The following is a 17,729-nucleotide window of genomic DNA, read 5'->3' as shown; positions in this document are numbered from 1 at the left end:
GAGCGACCGGGTCGTGGGCGCTCAGAACGACTCGTGCTTGCGCACCTTCATGCCGTCATGGAGGCTGAGCTCCTGACCCTGGAGGTCAATGCCCTTCACAGCGGCGATCTCACCCTTGATGCCTTCGGCGGACAAATTTTCAACCAGCTTCTTGATCACCTGATCTTCAACAGCGTTTTGATCAATCGATTCAGGTGTCAAAAACTCCAACAACTTGCCAACTTTGGCTGCCACCACCTCTGAGGAGTTGGAGATCTTCAGGACAATCATGGTTTGGGTTGGGCAACCCTTTCAAAATAGTGCGGATGGGGAGACTTGAACTCCCACGACATTGCTGCCACTAGTACCTGAAACTAGCGCGTCTACCAATTCCGCCACATCCGCGGGCGTGTGTCGCGCAGGCGACGTGATCGAACATACGGCATCGACCTCCCTCTGATCAGAAGGCTCACTCCGCATGCGATCCAGTTTGCGGGCCGGCCGTCTAGACGGTCTCAAACACCCTTGCCAACATGGGACGTCTCCTTAAGGTCTTCAAGCTATGCCGGCTGCGGCGCCCGTGTCTCAGGAGATTCTCAAGCCGCACCTGGAGATCCAAGGAGGACGCCCCCTCAAGGGTGAGTTGCGCGTGAGTGGCGCCAAAAATTCAGCCCTTGTTTTGATGACTGCTGCCTTGCTTTGCCGCGAGCCTCTCGTCCTCAAAAACGTTCCGCAACTGACCGACATCGATGGAATGTCGGAGATTCTTGAAGCCCTGGGTGTGCGTGTTCAGCGCGACGGCGAGACCGTGAAGATTCACGCCGAACAGCTTCTGCACGGCGAACCTCCCTATGAACTCGTCAATGGTCTTCGGGCCAGCTTCTTTGCGATCGGCCCCATCCTTGGCCGCCTTGGGAGTGCCCGGGTGCCCCTGCCCGGTGGTTGCCGCATCGGTGCCCGCCCTGTTGTGGAACATATCCGTGGCCTCAAGGCCCTCGGAGCCGTTGTGAATGTGGAGCATGGCGTGGTCTCCGCCGCCGTCCCCGGCCGCCGTCGTCGCCTCAAAGGTGACTCGATCGTTCTTGACTGCCCGAGCGTCGGAGCCACCGAGACAATCCTGATGGCAGCCGTTCTGGCCGAAGGCACCAGCGTGATTGAAAACGCGGCTCAAGAGCCGGAAGTGCAAGACCTGGCCAACATGCTCAATGCCATGGGTGCTCGGATCAGCGGTGCCGGCGGTCCCACCATCACCATTGAGGGCGTCACTGAGTTGCACGGCTGCACCTATTCGGTGATCCCCGACCGGATTGAAGCCGGCACTTTCCTGCTCGCTGCAGCGATCACTCGCTCCACCCTCAGGGTTGCCCCCGTGGTCCCTGAGCACCTCAGCGCTGTGCTCCAAAAGCTTCGCGATTGTGGCTGCCAGCTCGACATTGACGAGGAGGGCATCACCATCACCCCAGGCGAGATCCAGGGTGTCGATCTCACAACGCAACCTTTCCCAGGATTCCCAACCGACCTGCAGGCGCCGTTCATGGCCCTGCTGACAACCGCTCGCGGCACCAGTGTGATCACCGAAAAGATCTACGAAAACCGCATGCAACACGTGGCCGAACTGCAGCGCATGGGTGCCTCGATCCGCTTGCAAGGCAACACCGCCGTGGTGGAAGGGGTGCCTCAGCTCACCGCTGCACCGGTGACCGGCAGCGATCTCCGGGCCGCCGCTGCAATGGTGCTGGCTGGTCTGGCAGCCCGCGGCACCAGCCAGGTGTCAGGGCTCAACCATCTCGATCGTGGCTACGACACCATCGAGGCCAAGCTCTGCGCCACAGGCGCCCAGCTGCAACGCCGCGAGGACTGATCGGTACGGATCAGAGGGCGCTCGCATAACATCAGCGACAGGGGAGCGTGCCGGAATTGGTAGACGGACTCGACTCAAAATCGAGCGCCTTCGGGCATGTGGGTTCAAGTCCCACCGCTCCCACTGCTGTGATGGGCACCTACGGACGCTTCCCGATCACCCTTGTGCGTGGTCAGGGTTGCTGGGTGCGCGATCACCGCGGCCGGCGTTATCTCGATGCAGTGGCTGGCATCGCCACCTGCACCCTTGGCCACAGCGACCCGGCGATGCGCAGGGCTCTGTCCCAGCAGCTAAGGCGGTTGCAGCATGTGTCGAATCTCTATCGGATTCAGGAGCAGGAAGATCTGGCCCGTTGGCTGGTGGATCACAGCTGTGCTGACAGCGTCTTCTTCTGCAATTCAGGCGCTGAAGCCAATGAAGCGGCCATCAAGCTGGCCCGCAAACACGGTCACACCGTCCGCGGTATCGATCGCCCCGTGATCCTCACAGCCCAATCGAGCTTTCACGGGCGCACCCTGGCAGCGGTCAGCGCCACGGGGCAGCCCCGGTATCACGCGGGCTTTGAACCCATGGTGGAAGGTTTCGAGACCTTCCCCTACAACGACCTCCACGGTTTCGAGGCTCTGCTCAACCGGATGGAGGCCAATGGTCCGCGTGTGGCAGCAGTTCTGCTCGAACCGCTCCAGGGCGAAGGCGGTGTCAATCCCGGCACAGTCGACTTCTTCCGTGCCGTGAGGGAGCACTGCAGCCAGCGCAAGATCCTGCTGATCCTCGATGAGGTGCAAACGGGCATGGGTCGAACCGGTTGTCTCTGGGGCTACGAGCAGCTGGGCATCGAACCGGATGCCTTCACGCTGGCCAAGGGCCTCGGCGGTGGACATGCGATCGGGGCCCTGCTGGTGCAGCAGCACGCCGACCATTTCCAGCCAGGTGACCACGCCAGCACATTCGGGGGCAATCCTTTTGCCTGTCGCGCCGGACTCACCGTGGCCAGGGAGCTCCAACGTCGTCACCTACTGGCCAATGTCGATGCCAGAGCCGAGCAGCTGCGAACCGGTCTGCAAACCTTGGTAGCACGTCATCCCGACCAACTCAGCGGCGTACGTGGCTGGGGGCTCTTGCAAGGTCTCGTGCTGCGGGAGGAGGGATCGTTCCAAGCAGCCGACGTCGTGAAAGCAGCCCTTGATCAGGGGTTACTGCTTGTGGCGGCCGGTCCACAGGTGGTGCGGATGGTGCCACCGCTGGTGATCAATCGCCGCGAGGTGACGAGTCTGATTCGCCGCCTTGCTGCCGCTCTGGAGAGCCTGCAGGCGTGAATTTCAACGATCTGCTCCCGCCGTTTGATCAGCGGGGCATGGATCTCTCCCTGGCGCGGATGAACCGTGCGTTGAAGCAGCTGGGATCCCCCACCGAAAGCATCCCCGCGGTGCAGGTGGTAGGCACCAACGGCAAGGGCTCCATTGCCACGCTGATTCACAGCGCCCTCACGGCGGCCGGCATCCACTCCGGTCTCACCACGTCTCCCCATCTGATCGACTGGTGCGAACGCATCCGCGTGGATGGGCAGACCATCCGGCCTGAAACCCTGCGCCAACGACTGATCGAGCTTCAGCCGCTGGCGCGCCAGGAAAACCTCACGCCTTTCGAGCTGCTCATCACCGCGGCCCTGATTCACTTCCAAGCCGAATCCGTTCAATGGCTCGTGCTGGAAGCTGGCCTGGGCGGACGCCTGGATGCGACCACGGCCCACCCGAATCGCCCCCTGGTGGCGGTGGCCTCGATCGGCCTCGATCACTGTGAGCATCTAGGGGGGACGCTGACGGCGGTGACGGAAGAGAAAGCGGCCGTCATCCAAGCCGGTGCCTCGGTGATCAGCGCCCCCCAGGCAGCCGAGGTGAACGCCGTGCTCGCCCGCCGCTGCGATCAGGTGGGAGCCCAACTGATTCAAGTCAGCCCCCTGGGTGCCGACTGGCAGCTAGGGCTGGATGGCATCTGGCAACGGGACAACGGCGCTGTGGCGCTGGAGGTGCTGCAGCAGATCGCCGCCCGAGGCTGGCCGATGGATGCGGCCAGCATTCGCCACGGCTTCGCCGCGGCCCGATGGCCAGGACGTCTTCAACCACTGCTCTGGCGCCAGCGACAGGTTCTGGTGGATGGCGCCCATAATCCGCCAGCGGCCAAGCGACTCGCAGGGGAGCGCGCCCATTGGAGCGGTCAGAGTCTGGGTTTGAACTGGATTCTGGGCATCCAGAGCCACAAGGAGGCTCCAGCGATGCTTCGCAGCCTGCTGCAACCCCAGGACAGCGCTTGGATCGTGCCGGTGAACGGCCACCGCAGTTGGAGCGCAGAGGCCCTCAAGGCCTCTTGCCCAGAACTCGCAAGCCAGCTGCGAGAGGCCGACGGCCACGAGCCAGTGGAAACCGCCCTGGAGCAGCTGGAACAGGCGGGATGGCCGCAGGCGCGTCCGGTGATTGCCGGATCGCTCTATCTGCTTGGGGATCTGCTCGGGCGCGGCCTTCTCCGGGCAGAGTGAAGACCCTGCCGCCGCGCGCCCGTCATGCCAAACCTTTTGCTGTCGCTACGCCGCTGGCTGAACCACTTCCTGATCAGCGCACTCCTGATCGGCCTGGCCGTTGGCCCCATCGAAGCAGTGCAAGCGTTGGACACCAGTTCTGGAGTGGGCCTTCAGGACAAGGCACTGTTTCAGGAGCGGGTGGATTACACCCTTACCAATCAAAGCGGCCATGACTTCCATGGTCAGGACCTGAGGAACACATCGTTTGCCGGCGCCGTGGGCCGAGGCGGCGATTTCAGCGCTGCCGATCTGCACGGAGCCATCTTCACCCAGGGGGCTTTCGCTGATGCTGATTTCAGAGGCGCCGATCTGTCAGATGCCCTGATGGACCGGGCTGATTTCACGGGCACCGACCTGCGAGAGGCGCTGCTGAGCGGCGTGATTGCATCCGGGAGCAGCTTCGCCGGGGCCCGCATCGAAGGGGCAGATTTCAGCGATGCCCTGCTGGATCGTGATGATGTGCGCCGCTTATGCCAAGACGCAGAGGGCGTCCACCCCGGCACTGGCGTGGCCACCCGCGACAGTCTTGGCTGTTAAAGCAAAGCAGATGTTAAGGCAGACCAGCTGTTAAGGCCCATCAGCCCGTCCAGCCCCTCAGCTTTCCTGGGTTGAGCAATCCCTTGGGATCAAACCGAGCCTTGGCCGCCACCTGGTCACCATCAATGACCCCCAGCCCCCCGTCCTCCACCGTGAGCACATGGGGGTTAAACAACACCGCGCCGAGGGAACGGCACTGCGCCATCAAGCGGTCCAGAGCCTCAACGCCGCGCCAACGCACCAGTGGCAGGGCGGCCAGGCGGGCCCCACCCCAATGGCGCACCCCCTCGAGATGCCAAAGCAGATCATCCCCCCAGTCGACCCGCAAGGCCTCGATCAGAGCCTGTTCTGGCTGGGGAAGCAGCATCTGCAGATAGGTCCAACCGGGCTCTGCGCTTCGGCAGTGCAGCGTGGTGTGGTTCCAGCTCAGCTCCCGCAGACCGTTGCCGCGGTGGGCAGCCTCCGCCCCGATTCGTACGATGATGGCGTTGGAGCGGGCGGCAAGACGCTCAAGCGTGGCAACACCATCAGGTGCCACCAGCAGCAGCAAGCGATGACGGCCACCCGCGGGGCCACTCCAAGGGGGCAGCCGATCGACAATCGATCGATCGAGCAGGGTGCAGAGATGCAGCTCAAGGGCGGAGCGCTGACAGAGCGTGGCCAACTGCAGGGCATCTCCCCAGTCATCACAGTCGATGCTCACTTCCTGCCATGGCACCCTCGGCGCCGTGGCCAGCTGCAGAGCCGTGAGGATTCCGTTGGTTCCGTAGGCGTGATTGAGGGCTTCGGCATTGGCCCCATCAAGCCGCAGCAACCGGGGTTCCGGCTCCAGGGTCACCAACTCAAGGCCGAGCAGATGACCTGGATCCCTGAGGAATCCCCAGCGCACCGAACCGATACCGCCGGATCCCCCGGCGATGAAGCCACCCACGCTGGCGCTGCGCCAGGTGCTCGGCAGCAAGCGGAGCTGACGACCGTGGGCGCCGAGAGACTGATCCAACTCCTTGAGCAGACAACCGCTCTCCACCTCCACCACGCCGCTGTCGGCCTCGATGGCGCGCACACGATTCAGGGCTGTCATCACCATCACCACCCCCCCCTCGAGAGGCACGCACTGGCCGTAATTCCCCGTCCCCGCTCCCCGAAGGGTGAGCGGCACCTGATGGCGTGCACAGGTAGCAGCCACCGCCATCACGGCAGCAACGCTCTCAGGTCGCACCACCAGATCGGCACGGCAGCTCCTCAGCCGCTCGAGCAGCACCGGTGAATAGTCGTACGCATCACGGGAGAATCGCTCCAGATCAGCGGGATCACGCCAAACGCTCAGCTGCTCCAGCCCGGTGAGCTCCTCGAGCAATCCCTCCAGAACTCTCGGTTCCATGGCCTTGACCCGCGGTCGCTGCGCTCAGTGTTGCAACTCTGCGTGACCCGGGAATGGGTCCAGCCATTCACCGTTGATCAACACGCGCCGACGGGGCGGCTCCGACAGCGCCTCAGACCAACTGGACGCCTCGAGACGCATCAGATCAGCCGGTGCTCCAGGCCGCAAAACACCATCCCAGATGAGCCCCATCAACCGGGCTGCTTCGCTGCTGAAGGGTTCCAGTCCAAGCCTTTCCCAAGGAGCCAGATGCGCCTTGAACAAGCTGGCAGCCATTAAGGCCAGGGGATCGAGGTTACCGCCAGGGAACCAGCAGTCCTGAATGTTGTCGCCTCCCACTGCAACACGCACACCGGCCCTCTGGAGCTGACGAATCGGAGCCAGGGGCCGGCAATAGGGCGTGCTGTCTCCCTGACGACCCAGCAGCCAACCGTTCGTGAGGGGCAGGGCCACCACCTGAAGCTGATGCTCCGCCATCCGATCCGCGAGCCGTCGCAGCGGTTCCGCCCCAAGCAGGGCCAGGCTGCTGGCGTGGCTGCAAGTGACCGGCACAGACAGGGACAGCCCATTCATGCTTCGCAGCAGCTGTCCCACTCCGGCGGCAGGGTAAGCATCGGCCTCATCGATATGCAGATCCACCCCGCAGCCGAGCTCCTCGGCGAGCTCCAGCAAGCGACGCAGGGCAGCACGCATCTTCCGAACTGGGCACGGGGATGGAATCACCCCTCCGAGCAAGCCGCCCCGGGAGGCGATCCAGGCCGCCAGGCGCTGCCCATCGGAGCTTGACCAGTGCTCCACCGGCAACAGGGCGACCAGCTGCAGGTCGATGCGATCACGCCAGTGCTGGCGCAGATCCAGCAGGGCCTCCCAGCTACAAACGGCACCGGGCCCGAGGCTGTCGATATGACTGCGGATCGCTCTGAGGCCATGGCGGCAGGCCAAACGCAGAGCCCGTTCACCGCGGGCATGCACCAGCTCGGCCGTGCGGGTCTGGTGCTCCCGCCGATTGGCCGCCATCGCCCCGTCGTAGGTGCCACTGAGATTGGGATGCTCCGACCAGCTGAAGGCCTTGTCGAGATGGGCATGGGGCTCCACCAGGCGCGGCAGCACCATGCCGTCCGGCGGCGAATGCTCGGCGCTGATCGGCCGCAGTGCCGTGAACACACCCCCCTGCCAATCCAGCTCCGCGGCGACCAATCCTTCAGCGCTCGAGCGCGGCCTCGCCTGCTCCGGAAGCTGAAGCAGCAGATCGGGCACCCAGGCCCTGATCGTTCCACCTGCGCCACCCTGCTGAACTGTGGAGCTGAAGGAACGATTCACTCCAGCCGCCCCCCGTCAGCGCGGCTGCTGAGGGTGATGAAATGACCGGCCAGGCCCAGGGTGGTGATCGTGTAGCCCGGCAATCGCAGCGACGGCAGCAGATCCTGACCGCCCACCCTGGTGGTGAACACGCTGGCCACACCAAGATTGAGACGCTGCGTGAAACGGCCAGCCAGGGTTTCCAGGCCGGCACGCTGATCAGCCACCAGACGGGGACAGTCTCGGATCCAGAGGCGCAGCACCATCGGCAACCCCTGGCGGTCGCACAGCTCCTCGGTGGCGAGTCGCACCAGCTGAGCACCAGCGTGCTGCTTGTAATCACCCATGGAGGGGTTGGTCACCACCAGGGCACTGCCGGCAGCCAGAACGATCACCCCGCAGGCCAGCTGTGCCTGACTAAACCCAGGTCTCTTGCTCGAGAAGGGCTGAGGGAAGTCGGGCGACAGAGTGCTGTGGGCAGGTTGGTAGATTCTTACCGACGCGGCGGGCGTCGCCAAGTGGTTAAGGCAGCGGCTTGTGGCGCCGCTATTCGGGGGTTCGAATCCCCTCGCTCGCCCTTTTCAACCAGATGAGAGCTTCGGCACTCCTCGTCCCCCTTGGCTCAGGGCGTCAATAAGGCATCGAGCAACAGGTCGGCGCCATGGCAGCCAGCAACCATGCGGAGGGGATCCGCACAGGGCAGATTCAGTTCAGCGGCGATCGCGTCCACGGCTTGTTGCGCCTCCGCCGGCTCCAGGCGTGCGGTGTTCAGCGCCAGCGCCCGCACCTTGGCAGGCGGCCCCGCTTGAACAGGGCGGGCGATCGCAGCGAGACCTTCGCAGAGCTGCACCAGCTCCGCCAGCGGGGGCAAGGGCACCTCAGGAAGCCGCTCGATCGTGCCCTGTCCGGCCCGATGCACCATCAGCAACGCCGTGGGCTGACTCCCCCGCAGCAGGGGCAGCGTGGCCGTGGACCCCGGATGGCAAAGGGAGCCCTGCCCCTCCACCAACACCATCCCTTCCACCGGCAGGGCTTCCGCCCCCTGCAGAACAGCGGCCTCCACCGCCCCAGCGGCGTAATCCACTCGCACGGCATCCAGCGGCACACCGGCCCCACTGATCAGGATCCCCGCCTGACCAGTCCCGATGAACGCACTCGGCAGGCCACGACGTTCGGCCGCGGCCTGCAGGGCCAGACAAGCGCTCATCTTGCCAACCGCCATGTCGGTGCCCACCGCCAGCACACGTTGCTGGGGAAGGGCTGCTGCCCTGGCCTGGGCCACCACAAGACCAGGGGGTTCGCAGCGCAGATCCCAGATCCAGCAATCGGGCCGGCAGGCCGCTTTGAGTTCGGGATCGTCTGCCAAGCGGGTGTGCAGGCCACTGGCCAGGCTGAGGCCAGCCCGGAGGGCCGCCAGAGCATCGGCCCGCACCGGCTCCGGCAAGCGCCCCCCCGAGGGAGCCAGACCCACCACCGCCACCGCAGGACCAAAGGGGAGAGCCGACCGGAGATCTGCCACCACCGGCACGGCGCGCGGAATCCCTGTGACTGCCTCGAGGTCTGCCCCTGCATGAGCCGGATCAATCACAGCCACGATCGGGCCGCGACGGTGCCGAAGCATCGCCAGACCGGTCTTGCCGGTGAGTGAATCCAGCCCACCGTGCTGGAGAAGCACCACGGGATGGTCAGCGCTAAGCATCAGAGTCTCACCTCCTGCCAATCAATCCCGAGGCCGAGGGTCCTGGGCACTCCCAGGCGGTCCGCACTGATGGGTAAGCCCGTGAAGGGATCATCGACAAGGTTGAGATGACTGTCTAAATCCGGCCAACGAATCAAGGGCAACAGCTGGGCGGCGGCTCCATTGAGCAAGGTGCTGTCGGAATAGCAACCCACCATCAGCGCCAGATTGAGGCGATGGGCGACCAGGGCCATGAGCAGGGCCTCACTCAAGCCTCCGGTTTTGAGCAACTTGAGGTTGACCCCATCGACATGGGGGGCAAGCCGAAGCAGATCGGTCAGATCCCAGCAACTTTCATCCGCCACGAGAGGCAGCGGACAATCGGGCTTCAACCTTGCAAAGGCAAGGCGGTCCGCCTCTGGATCGACCTGAGCCGGCAGGGGTTGCTCCAGCAGCACCACCCCATGGGCTTGAAGGTGGCTAACCATCCCCCGGGCCTGGTCCAGCGTCCAGCCTCCATTGGCATCCACCTGCAGCTCCAAGGGCTCTTGCCGGCGTTGTCCCTCCCGCTCGATCGCTTCTGCCACGGCCTCCAGCAGGGCCCGATCGTGGTCGAGACCATCCGGGCTGCCGAGCTTCAATTTGATCCGTGAAGCCGGCAGCAGCTGCCACCAACGCTGAAGTCGCTCAAGCACCCGGTCCACCGAGGCCAGGCCGAGGGTGACACTGGTGGCGACAGCCCACGTCTCAATGGGCCTCTCGACCGGCAGGGCCAGCAGTCGCCAGAGGGGCTGGCCAAGTCGCTTGCCCCACCAGTCCCAAAGGGCGAGGTCGATGGCGCACCGAGCCGGGGGTGAGAGGGGAGCGATCCGATCCGCGATTGCCCCGCGATCGGCAGGATCCAGGGAGTCGAGCAGAGGCAGCACCGACTCCAACTCGACCTGAAGGGCATCGATGGCGTAGTGGCGATGGCCGGTGTCGAAACCACCGGTTTCCCCCAGACCGATGCAGCCCTCTGCCTCAAGCTGCAGCAACAGATGCTCCACTGACGCGGTCGTGCCCCGACTGATCGCCAGAGGCACAGCCTTGGAGAGGGGGAATCGCCGCAGGGCCCAGCCCATCCCATCAATGCACCGATCCTCAAACTGGCACAGCACCGTCGTATCCGACACTGATGGGAGCAAAGCCCACACCGGTTCACCGGAACGCCGTCCACCTTGACCGTCTCCGCCTCCCCCATCAGCAGCCCCACGCAACGGGGCAGCTACTGGATCACCACCTTCGGCTGCCAGATGAACAAGGCCGATTCCGAGCGGATGGCGGGCATCCTCGAGTCGATGGGCTACAGGGAGGCCAGCGCAGAGCTTGAAGCCGATCTGGTGCTCTACAACACCTGCACGATCCGAGACAACGCCGAGCAGAAGGTTTACAGCTATCTAGGCCGGCAGGCCCAACGCAAACGCAGCAATCCCAATCTCACCCTGGTCGTCGCTGGCTGCGTGGCCCAGCAGGAGGGTGAGTCGCTGCTCCGCCGCGTGCCCGAACTCGACCTGGTGATGGGCCCCCAACATGCCAACCGCCTGGAAACGCTCCTCCAACAGGTGGACAGCGGCCAGCAGGTGGTGGCCACCGAAGAGCACCACATCCTCGAAGACATCACCACCGCCCGCCGCGACAGCACGATCTGCGGTTGGGTGAACGTGATCTACGGCTGCAACGAACGCTGCACTTACTGCGTGGTGCCTTCGGTGCGCGGCAAGGAGCAATCACGGCTCCCGGAGGCGATCCGACTCGAGATGGAGGGACTGGCAGCCCAGGGCTTCAAGGAAATCACGCTGCTGGGGCAAAACATCGATGCCTACGGAAGGGATCTACCCGGGATCACCAGCGAGGGCCGTCGCCAACACACCCTCACGGACCTACTCCACCAGGTGCATGACGTGAAGGGCATCGAGCGTCTGCGCTTCGCCACCAGCCATCCCCGCTACTTCACCGAACGGCTGATCGATGCCTGTGCGGATCTGCCCAAGGTGTGCGAACACTTCCATATCCCATTCCAAAGCGGCGACAACGATGTCCTGCGTGCCATGGCGCGCGGCTACACGGTGGAGCGCTATCGGCGCATCATTGACCGGATCCGGGAGCGGATGCCCGATGCAGCGATCAGTGCCGATGTGATTGTCGCCTTCCCTGGAGAGACCGACGCCCAATACCGGCGCACTCTCAATCTTGTCGAATCGATCGGCTTCGATCAGGTGAATACGGCGGCCTATTCACCGAGGCCGAACACGCCGGCGGCCGACTGGGACAACCAACTGGCCGAAGACGTGAAGGTGGCTCGTCTGCAGGAACTGAACGCCCTCGTGGAGCGCACGGCCCGCGAGCGCAATGCCCGGTATGCCGGCCGGATCGAGGACGTGCTGGCTGAGGGCATCAATCCCAAGGACACCAGCCAGCTGATGGGACGGACTCGGACCAACCGGCTCACCTTTTTCAGTGCACGGTCTGAGGATGGCCGCAGCTTCCAACCCGGAGACACCGTGAAGGTCCGCATTGACGCGGTGCGCTCCTTCTCCCTCAGTGGCACCCCTGTCAGCGGCTGATACCTTTGGCGCTCCCGCCCGCCTAGGCACCTCTCCATGCCCAGCTCTTCAGTTCGCGTCGGCGTGGTGTTCGGTGGTGCCTCAGGAGAGCACGCGGTCTCGATCCGGTCGGCCAGCACCGTGATCACCGCCCTGCGCAGCGCTGCAAACCGAGAGCGTTTCGAGGTCACGCCGTTTTATATCGATCTGGAGGGCCGCTGGTGGCCGGAAGCTGTCGCTGAGGCTGTGCTCGCCAGCGGCCAAGCGGCAGAGAACAGTGATCTTCCCGATCCTTTACCCCCGCAAGGGTTTGGTGGCCTGCCATCCGGCGCTGCGTCCATCGAAGTCTGGTACCCGGTGCTGCATGGTCCGAATGGTGAGGATGGCACCGTGCAGGGCCTCTTCACGCTGATGGGCAAGCCCTTCGTGGGGGCTGGCGTGCTCGGGTCTGCTTTGGGGATGGACAAGCTGGCCATGAAGGCGGCCTTCGCTGCCGCCGGACTCGCCCAGGTGCCCTATGTGGGTCTCAATGCTGAGCAACTCACCAAGCCCGAAGAGCGCTCCAAGCTGCTGGAGCGCATTGAGACAGAGCTCGGCTATCCCTGTTTTGTGAAACCGGCCAACCTCGGCTCCTCGGTGGGCATCAGCAAAGCGCGCACACGTCAGGAGCTGAACGAAGGCCTCGATCTCGCCGCTGAACTCGACCAGCGCATCGTGGTGGAGAAGGGAGTCAAGGCTCGAGAGCTGGAATGTGCCGTGATCGGTGTCAAAACACTCGAGGCCTCGGTGGTGGGTGAAATCCGCTTTGACGCCGACTGGTACGACTACACGACCAAATACAGCGACGGCCTCAGCCACACCCTGATTCCCGCCCCGATTGCATCCCATCACTCCGATCAAGTGCGCCAGATGGCCCTTGCGGCCTGCCGCGCTCTCTGCGTGAGCGGGATGGCCCGCGTTGATTTTTTCTACGACGACCATCAAGACCGGCTCTGGATCAATGAAATCAACACGCTTCCAGGTTTCACCTCCCTGAGCATGTACCCAATGCTCTGGAACGCCAGCGGGCTACCCCTGGAAACACTGGTGGCACGACTGGTGGAGAACGCGCGAGAATGAGCACCTGGAGAAAGGCTGGGCTCTGAACTGGCGATGATTCACGGATTGCTCTGGTTTCCGCTTCTTCTCGTCTTTGTGCTGCTAGCAGCCCTGGGCTGGCTGGAGCGCCGTCGCCAATCGCTGTTCCGCAGCTGGGCTGAAGGCGCGGAACTAGCCAAACTCGATGGCTGCGGCGCCGCCCGCGTCAAGGATGGTGAACTGCACTGGAGCAGTTTTTCAGCCGGAAAGTTTGAAGAGCAAGGACGCTTTGCGATCAAGACCCTGGAAATGGTCGAACTGATGGCCCTTGCCTCAGGAGAAGCGCCACTGGCCCATGAATCCCAGGGCCGTTGTCGCTTGCGCCTGATCGGTGGAGGGCAGCAGATGGATGTGCCCTTCTCGGATGCGGAGCGAGCCCGCAGCTGGATGGGCCAGTTGATGGCCACGGCACGCTGCGACCTGTGAGCCGTCGCCGTCCAGCCTCAAAATCAGCCTCGCGGACCACTGAAGCGCCGCTCCCCCCTGGCGTCGAACGCCGTCGTCGCCTGCGTCGCGAGCACCGTCAAGATCGCTTGATCCAGCTCTGGCGCCTGCTGTGGTTCAGCGCAGCCGCCGGTGGCCTTGGCTGGGTGCTCCTCACCCAAGGATGGACCCTGCGCAGCCCCCAACAGCTTCAGGTCCGCGGCAGCGAACGCCTGGGGGTGGAAGCCGTAAGCCAAGCGGCTGGCCTGCGCTTCCCCCAGCCCCTCCTTGGCCTGGATCCCCATGCGATGGAGCAGACCCTGATGCTGGAGCTGCCTGTGCAATCAGCCGCCGTGCGGCGGCGCCTGCTGCCTCCAAGACTCGATGTGGAACTCGACGACCGTCGACCGATGGCAACGGCCAGTCGCACCGGACCCCGCGGAGTCGAGCGGGGAATGGTTGATCGGCGAGGCCAGTGGATGCCGGCGACGATGGCCGCCCACGGAGACAAACCGGAAACGAGCATTGAAATCAAGGGCTGGATCCCTAGCCAGAGAGACGCCATCGCACTGCTGCTCGAGAACCGTGCGCAGCTGGGCGGGACACTCCAGCGGGTCCTGATCAGTCCTGAGGGGGGAATCAGTCTTCAGGTGACCGGGCTTGGGCTGGTGCATCTCGGCTCCGATCCAGGCCTGATGCAGCAACAGATGGTCACGATGGCCCAGCTGAGCCGAAGTCTTCCCGCCCAGCTGAGGCAACAGCAGGGCAGCAGCCTTGATCTGAGTGATCCGAGCCGTCCGGAGCTGCAGCTGAACAAGAAAGCACCCACAGACAGCAAACCCTGACGCTTTGTTGCTGGGCGAGGCAGCACGCCTCAGGCTGACCAAAATTTGCAGCGGATGCGAACCGCAGGGACATAATGCACCCACAGCTCAACGGTTCGGCCTTAACGATGGAGATGATGGGCACACATCAATCCCCCAGCCCCGAGAGCACAGGGATTCTTCCGAGTCAGTCCGCCCGCATTGAAGTCATCGGCGTTGGCGGTGGTGGCAGCAATGCTGTGAATCGAATGATTCAGAGCGATCTCGAGGGGGTCTCCTACCGGGTTCTTAATACCGATGCCCAAGCCCTTCTGCAGTCGGCAGCAGACCACCGGGTTCAGCTTGGACAGACCCTGACCCGTGGCCTTGGTGCCGGTGGCAATCCCAGCATCGGCCAGAAGGCGGCCGAAGAATCCAGGGCTGACCTTCAGCAGGCTCTTCAGGGTGCCGATCTGGTATTCATCGCCGCCGGCATGGGCGGTGGCACCGGTACCGGTGCTGCTCCCGTGGTCGCGGAGGTCGCGAAGGAGAGCGGTGCCCTCACCGTTGGCATCGTCACCAAACCCTTCGGTTTCGAAGGTCGTCGAAGGATGCGCCAGGCCGATGAAGGCATTGCCCGTCTGGCGGAGCACGTCGACACCCTGATCGTGATTCCCAACGACCGTCTCAGGGATGCCATCGCCGGTGCCCCTCTGCAGGAAGCATTCCGCAGTGCTGACGACGTGCTGCGGATGGGTGTGAAGGGCATTAGCGACATCATCACCTGCCCCGGCCTGGTCAATGTGGACTTCGCCGATGTGCGTTCAGTGATGACTGAAGCTGGCACCGCCCTGCTCGGCATCGGCGTGGGTTCCGGACGCTCCCGCGCCATCGAAGCGGCTCAGACCGCGATCAACAGCCCCCTCCTGGAGGCTGCTCGCATCGATGGCGCCAAGGGTTGTGTGATCAACATCAGCGGTGGTCGCGACATGACCCTGGAAGACATGACCACTGCCTCAGAGGTGATCTACGACGTGGTGGATCCCGAGGCCAACATCATTGTGGGTGCGGTCGTGGACGAGCGTCTCGAAGGAGAAATCCACGTCACCGTGATCGCCACGGGGTTTGAGAACGGTCAGCCTTACCGCAGTGAGCGACGGGCTAGCACTAATGCAACGCCCTCGTTCAGCCCAGCCCCTGAGGCCGGCGCCAGCATCCCTGAATTTCTGCGCCAGCGTCAGCTCAGGCGCGATGGGGAGATCGGCTGAGGAGTTCCTCGTCCAATCTCCACTTGGAAGGGGGTGACCCGGAGTCCACGCCTGCCCTGAGCATCCCGTGTGGCTGCTCCCTTCCGGTCCTGACCAGGTTTGGGCGTCCGAACCGCATGGGTCCGAGTCGTTGCGATGCTAGCAATGGACCTCCGCTGGCCTGGAGAGGCAGATGCGCCCATCTGACCTGATCCGTTTCAAACAGACCGGTCAACCGATCACTGTGCTGACCGCCTGGGATGGGTTGTCAGCAGCCCTGGTGCAGGCCGCTGGTGCAGACCTTGTGCTGGTCGGTGATTCCTTGGCAATGGTGGTACTTGGCCATGCCACCACCCTGCCGGTCAGCCTGGAGCAGATGCTGCATCACTGCCAGGCGGTCTGCAGAGGGCTGAGCGGCCCGCTGGAGCAACAGCCACTGGTGATCTGCGATCTGCCCTTTCTCAGCTACCAGTGCGGTGAGGATCAAGCCGTTGCGGCAGCCGGACTTTTACTCAAAGACTCTGGTGCCGCCGCCGTGAAGCTGGAGGGGGCTGAACCGGAGGTCGTGGCGGTGATCGATCGCCTCGTCCGCATGGGGATCCCTGTGATGGGGCATCTGGGACTGACCCCTCAGGCGGTGCATCGTCTGGGCTACCGCCAGCAGGCGCAGGATCCCCGTAGCCAGGAGAAGCTGCTGCGTCAGGCCCAGGCGCTTGAGAGTGCGGGCTGTTTCTCCCTGGTGCTGGAGCATGTGCCGGCGGAGCTGGCCGCCAAGGTCCAGGCGATACTGACGATTCCTGCGATCGGCATCGGAGCCGGCGCGTCCTGCGATGGACAGGTACGGGTGACCGCCGATCTGCTCGGCCTGACCCCTGTGCAGCCCCCCTTCAGCCCTGCCCTCATCCCTGGTCGTCAGCTCATGATTGAGGCCCTGAAGGGTTGGGTGGAACAGCAACGCCAGGGGGCAGCGCCTCCCACCAGCGCACCACTTCAAGAAGCACCTGATTGCTGAGGGCCATTCCCTCCGGATCGCTGAGGCGCCAGCGCCTACCGCAACGCTGAATCAGTCCAGACGCTTCCGCCTGCGTCCAGCGACGCTCCAGATCGGGAAGATGTCGGCGGCAAAGGGAAGGATCCCAGCCACTGGCGCTGGCGCTCGCCCAGAGATCCACACCTTCGCGGCGCCTCAGTCCCACGAGCAAACGGTCATCCAGGGGAAGCCGCTCCGCCAAGGCGGCTTGCAGGGAAGGGTCGAGGGTTTGCCGTTGCGTTGCAATCCAGAGCCCGTAGGCCTCGCGGGTGCGCGGCCTTGCCAGCCGCTGCCCCCAGGGGGCACTGGTGGCACCGAGGCCAAACCCCCACCAACCGGCACCGTTCCAATACACCCGGTTGTGCCTGGAGGCGTGACCGGGTCTGGCGTAGTTGGAAATCTCATACCGACAGAACCCCGCCTGCTGGAGGCGCTCAGTGGTGCGTTCCATCACAGCGACCGCTTCGTCCTCCTCGGGGAGGTCCAGCTCACCCCGTTGCTGCCGCCAGGCGAACACGGTGCCGGGCTCAACGGTTAGGTCATAGATCGACAGATGGGGAGCACCCACCTGAAGGGCTTCGTGCAACTGCTCCTCCCATCCGGAGCGCGTCTGACCGGGCAGATTCCGAATCAGGTCAAGGCTCCAGCTCCAGAGACGACCATCGATCTCGGCCGCCCGCAACCAGTCGCAGGCCTGCAGCAGATCCAGCCGGCGGTGCCGTCGACCCAGCGCGGTCAGCACCCCATCGTCGAAGCTCTGACCACCCAGGCTCACACGATTGACTCCGGCAGCGAGCAATGCCCCCAGAGCGGCCTGATCAAAGCTGGCCGGATCCATCTCCAGGGTAATTTCCGCCCCCTGCTGCACCCCGAAGCGGTCCTCCAATCGATGGAGCAGGGTCTCGATCTGTGCTGGTGTCAGCAGGGATGGGGTCCCGCCCCCGATGTAGACGGTGCTCAAGGGCGGGCCTGGGGGCGCCAGGGCGATCTCCTCATGGAGCAGCGCGAGATAGGCCTCGATCGAAGCCTGACCGGGCCCGCCGGCAGCATCCACGCGATCCCCCAGTGGAACCACCGCGAAATCGCAGTAGTAACAACGCCTGTGGCAGAAGGGAATATGGAGATAGGCGCTACGGGGTGCGGACATCTGCCCGGGCCAAGCGGCGGAAGATGGTGCATGCTGCCTGCAACTGGAGT

Annotated in this window: 17 protein-coding genes, 3 tRNA genes and 1 other RNA gene; 12 read left to right on the top strand and 9 right to left on the bottom strand. The window is 64.1% G+C overall.

Features of this window, described 5'->3' with window-relative positions:
- Nucleotides 1-21: 21 nt before the first annotated feature.
- On the bottom strand, nt 22-270 hold the full coding sequence (locus tag CWE16_RS11325; protein WP_131595494.1) for a hypothetical protein: 249 nt from the start codon (nt 268-270) through the stop codon (nt 22-24).
- A gap of 30 nt (nt 271-300) precedes the next feature.
- Nucleotides 301-384: transfer RNA gene (locus CWE16_RS11320), tRNA-Leu, on the bottom strand.
- 157 nt (nt 385-541) lie between these two features.
- On the opposite strand from CWE16_RS11320, the gene murA reads away from it, so the two are divergent.
- The 5 genes from murA (at nt 542) to CWE16_RS11295 (ending at nt 4,952) form a co-directional block, all read left to right on the top strand.
- Nucleotides 542-1,840: a UDP-N-acetylglucosamine 1-carboxyvinyltransferase gene (gene murA / locus CWE16_RS11315; protein ID WP_131595492.1), complete on the top strand. Its 1,299-nt coding sequence runs from the start codon at nt 542-544 to the stop codon at nt 1,838-1,840.
- Nucleotides 1,841-1,881: 41 nt separating this feature from the next.
- Nucleotides 1,882-1,963: transfer RNA gene (locus CWE16_RS11310), tRNA-Leu, on the top strand.
- An 8-nt stretch (nt 1,964-1,971) separates the two neighbouring features.
- Complete coding sequence (locus CWE16_RS11305; RefSeq protein ID WP_131595629.1) at nt 1,972-3,156, top strand: aspartate aminotransferase family protein; 1,185 nt, start codon at nt 1,972-1,974, stop codon at nt 3,154-3,156.
- Nucleotides 3,153-4,373: a bifunctional folylpolyglutamate synthase/dihydrofolate synthase gene (locus tag CWE16_RS11300; RefSeq protein ID WP_236629717.1), complete on the top strand. Its 1,221-nt coding sequence runs from the start codon at nt 3,153-3,155 to the stop codon at nt 4,371-4,373. The genes CWE16_RS11305 and CWE16_RS11300 overlap by 4 nt, the downstream gene beginning before the upstream one ends.
- A 24-nt stretch (nt 4,374-4,397) precedes the next feature.
- Nucleotides 4,398-4,952, top strand: a complete 555-nt coding sequence (locus CWE16_RS11295) for a pentapeptide repeat-containing protein (RefSeq protein ID WP_131595490.1) — start codon at nt 4,398-4,400, stop codon at nt 4,950-4,952.
- A 40-nt stretch (nt 4,953-4,992) separates the two neighbouring features.
- Here the strand turns inward: CWE16_RS11295 and CWE16_RS11290 are convergent, their stop codons facing one another.
- From CWE16_RS11290 to CWE16_RS11280, 3 genes are read right to left on the bottom strand one after another with little or no spacing between them, the layout of a single operon-like run.
- On the bottom strand, nt 4,993-6,333 hold the full coding sequence (locus tag CWE16_RS11290) for an FAD-binding oxidoreductase (RefSeq protein ID WP_131595488.1): 1,341 nt from the start codon (nt 6,331-6,333) through the stop codon (nt 4,993-4,995).
- Nucleotides 6,334-6,357: 24 nt separating this feature from the next.
- Nucleotides 6,358-7,653 (bottom strand): amidohydrolase family protein, encoded by a 1,296-nt coding sequence (locus CWE16_RS11285; RefSeq protein ID WP_131595486.1) that lies wholly within the window; start codon nt 7,651-7,653, stop codon nt 6,358-6,360.
- Nucleotides 7,650-8,027 carry a DUF4359 domain-containing protein gene (locus CWE16_RS11280; RefSeq protein WP_236629716.1) on the bottom strand — a complete coding sequence of 126 codons (378 nt, stop codon included), beginning with the start codon at nt 8,025-8,027 and terminating at the stop codon, nt 7,650-7,652. The genes CWE16_RS11285 and CWE16_RS11280 overlap by 4 nt, the downstream gene beginning before the upstream one ends.
- A 109-nt stretch (nt 8,028-8,136) precedes the next feature.
- On the opposite strand from CWE16_RS11280, the gene CWE16_RS11275 reads away from it, so the two are divergent.
- Nucleotides 8,137-8,209: transfer RNA gene (locus CWE16_RS11275), tRNA-His, on the top strand.
- A gap of 45 nt (nt 8,210-8,254) precedes the next feature.
- Here CWE16_RS11275 and CWE16_RS11270 read toward each other — a convergent pair.
- Both CWE16_RS11270 and CWE16_RS11265 read right to left on the bottom strand, forming a co-directional pair.
- The gene (locus tag CWE16_RS11270) at nt 8,255-9,331 is read right to left on the bottom strand and encodes a DUF1611 domain-containing protein (protein WP_131595482.1); all 1,077 of its coding nucleotides are present in this window, start codon (nt 9,329-9,331) and stop codon (nt 8,255-8,257) included.
- Nucleotides 9,331-10,431, bottom strand: a complete 1,101-nt coding sequence (locus CWE16_RS11265) for a dipeptide epimerase (RefSeq protein WP_131595480.1) — start codon at nt 10,429-10,431, stop codon at nt 9,331-9,333. Before CWE16_RS11265 ends, CWE16_RS11270 begins: the two co-directional genes overlap by 1 nt.
- Nucleotides 10,432-10,602: 171 nt before the next feature.
- On the opposite strand from CWE16_RS11265, the gene miaB reads away from it, so the two are divergent.
- The 5 genes from miaB (at nt 10,603) to ftsZ (ending at nt 15,523) form a co-directional block, all read left to right on the top strand.
- Nucleotides 10,603-11,913 (top strand): tRNA (N6-isopentenyl adenosine(37)-C2)-methylthiotransferase MiaB, encoded by a 1,311-nt coding sequence (miaB, locus tag CWE16_RS11260; protein ID WP_236629728.1) that lies wholly within the window; start codon nt 10,603-10,605, stop codon nt 11,911-11,913.
- A gap of 36 nt (nt 11,914-11,949) precedes the next feature.
- The gene (locus tag CWE16_RS11255; protein ID WP_131595476.1) at nt 11,950-13,011 is read left to right on the top strand and encodes a D-alanine--D-alanine ligase family protein; all 1,062 of its coding nucleotides are present in this window, start codon (nt 11,950-11,952) and stop codon (nt 13,009-13,011) included.
- 33 nt (nt 13,012-13,044) lie between these two features.
- Nucleotides 13,045-13,455, top strand: coding sequence for a hypothetical protein (locus CWE16_RS11250; protein WP_131595474.1), 411 nt, complete (start codon nt 13,045-13,047; stop codon nt 13,453-13,455).
- Nucleotides 13,452-14,297: a cell division protein FtsQ/DivIB gene (locus CWE16_RS11245; RefSeq protein WP_131595472.1), complete on the top strand. Its 846-nt coding sequence runs from the start codon at nt 13,452-13,454 to the stop codon at nt 14,295-14,297. Before CWE16_RS11250 ends, CWE16_RS11245 begins: the two co-directional genes overlap by 4 nt.
- Nucleotides 14,298-14,371: 74 nt before the next feature.
- A complete protein-coding gene (gene ftsZ, locus CWE16_RS11240) occupies nt 14,372-15,523 on the top strand; it encodes a cell division protein FtsZ (RefSeq protein ID WP_131595470.1) in 1,152 nt (383 codons plus the stop codon).
- Between the two features lie 32 nt (nt 15,524-15,555).
- Here the strand turns inward: ftsZ and ffs are convergent.
- An RNA gene (ffs, locus tag CWE16_RS11235) (signal recognition particle sRNA small type) lies at nt 15,556-15,652 on the bottom strand.
- Between the two features lie 43 nt (nt 15,653-15,695).
- Here ffs and panB point away from each other — a divergent pair.
- Nucleotides 15,696-16,514 carry a 3-methyl-2-oxobutanoate hydroxymethyltransferase gene (gene panB / locus CWE16_RS11230; RefSeq protein WP_131595468.1) on the top strand — a complete coding sequence of 273 codons (819 nt, stop codon included), beginning with the start codon at nt 15,696-15,698 and terminating at the stop codon, nt 16,512-16,514.
- Here panB and hemW read toward each other — a convergent pair.
- Nucleotides 16,420-17,679, bottom strand: coding sequence for a radical SAM family heme chaperone HemW (gene hemW / locus CWE16_RS11225; RefSeq protein WP_131595466.1), 1,260 nt, complete (start codon nt 17,677-17,679; stop codon nt 16,420-16,422). The two genes, panB and hemW, sit on opposite strands and share 95 nt — an antisense overlap.
- Nucleotides 17,680-17,729 lie beyond the last annotated feature (50 nt).

The sequence above is a fragment of the Synechococcus sp. BS55D genome, assembly GCF_004332415.1.
In the GTDB taxonomy this organism is placed as follows: Bacteria; Cyanobacteriota; Cyanobacteriia; order PCC-6307; family Cyanobiaceae; genus Synechococcus_C.
This window is presented reverse-complemented; position numbering and strand designations above follow the sequence as displayed.

What these genes read in the sequence shown, in the direction of transcription:
- ftsZ (WP_131595470.1), top strand. Translation starts at nt 14,372, where the DNA reads ATGCACCCACAGCTCAACGGTTCGGCCTTAACGATGGAGATGATGGGC.
- CWE16_RS11325 (WP_131595494.1), bottom strand. Translation starts at nt 270, where the DNA reads ATGATTGTCCTGAAGATCTCCAACTCCTCAGAGGTGGTGGCAGCCAAA.
- CWE16_RS11295 (WP_131595490.1), top strand. Translation starts at nt 4,398, where the DNA reads ATGCCAAACCTTTTGCTGTCGCTACGCCGCTGGCTGAACCACTTCCTG.
- CWE16_RS11265 (WP_131595480.1), bottom strand. Translation starts at nt 10,431, where the DNA reads ATGGGCTGGGCCCTGCGGCGATTCCCCCTCTCCAAGGCTGTGCCTCTG.
- CWE16_RS11255 (WP_131595476.1), top strand. Translation starts at nt 11,950, where the DNA reads ATGCCCAGCTCTTCAGTTCGCGTCGGCGTGGTGTTCGGTGGTGCCTCA.
- hemW (WP_131595466.1), bottom strand. Translation starts at nt 17,679, where the DNA reads ATGTCCGCACCCCGTAGCGCCTATCTCCATATTCCCTTCTGCCACAGG.
- panB (WP_131595468.1), top strand. Translation starts at nt 15,696, where the DNA reads ATGCGCCCATCTGACCTGATCCGTTTCAAACAGACCGGTCAACCGATC.
- murA (WP_131595492.1), top strand. Translation starts at nt 542, where the DNA reads ATGCCGGCTGCGGCGCCCGTGTCTCAGGAGATTCTCAAGCCGCACCTG.
- CWE16_RS11305 (WP_131595629.1), top strand. Translation starts at nt 1,972, where the DNA reads ATGGGCACCTACGGACGCTTCCCGATCACCCTTGTGCGTGGTCAGGGT.
- CWE16_RS11270 (WP_131595482.1), bottom strand. Translation starts at nt 9,331, where the DNA reads ATGCTTAGCGCTGACCATCCCGTGGTGCTTCTCCAGCACGGTGGGCTG.
- CWE16_RS11250 (WP_131595474.1), top strand. Translation starts at nt 13,045, where the DNA reads ATGATTCACGGATTGCTCTGGTTTCCGCTTCTTCTCGTCTTTGTGCTG.
- miaB (WP_236629728.1), top strand. Translation starts at nt 10,603, where the DNA reads ATGAACAAGGCCGATTCCGAGCGGATGGCGGGCATCCTCGAGTCGATG.
- CWE16_RS11290 (WP_131595488.1), bottom strand. Translation starts at nt 6,333, where the DNA reads ATGGAACCGAGAGTTCTGGAGGGATTGCTCGAGGAGCTCACCGGGCTG.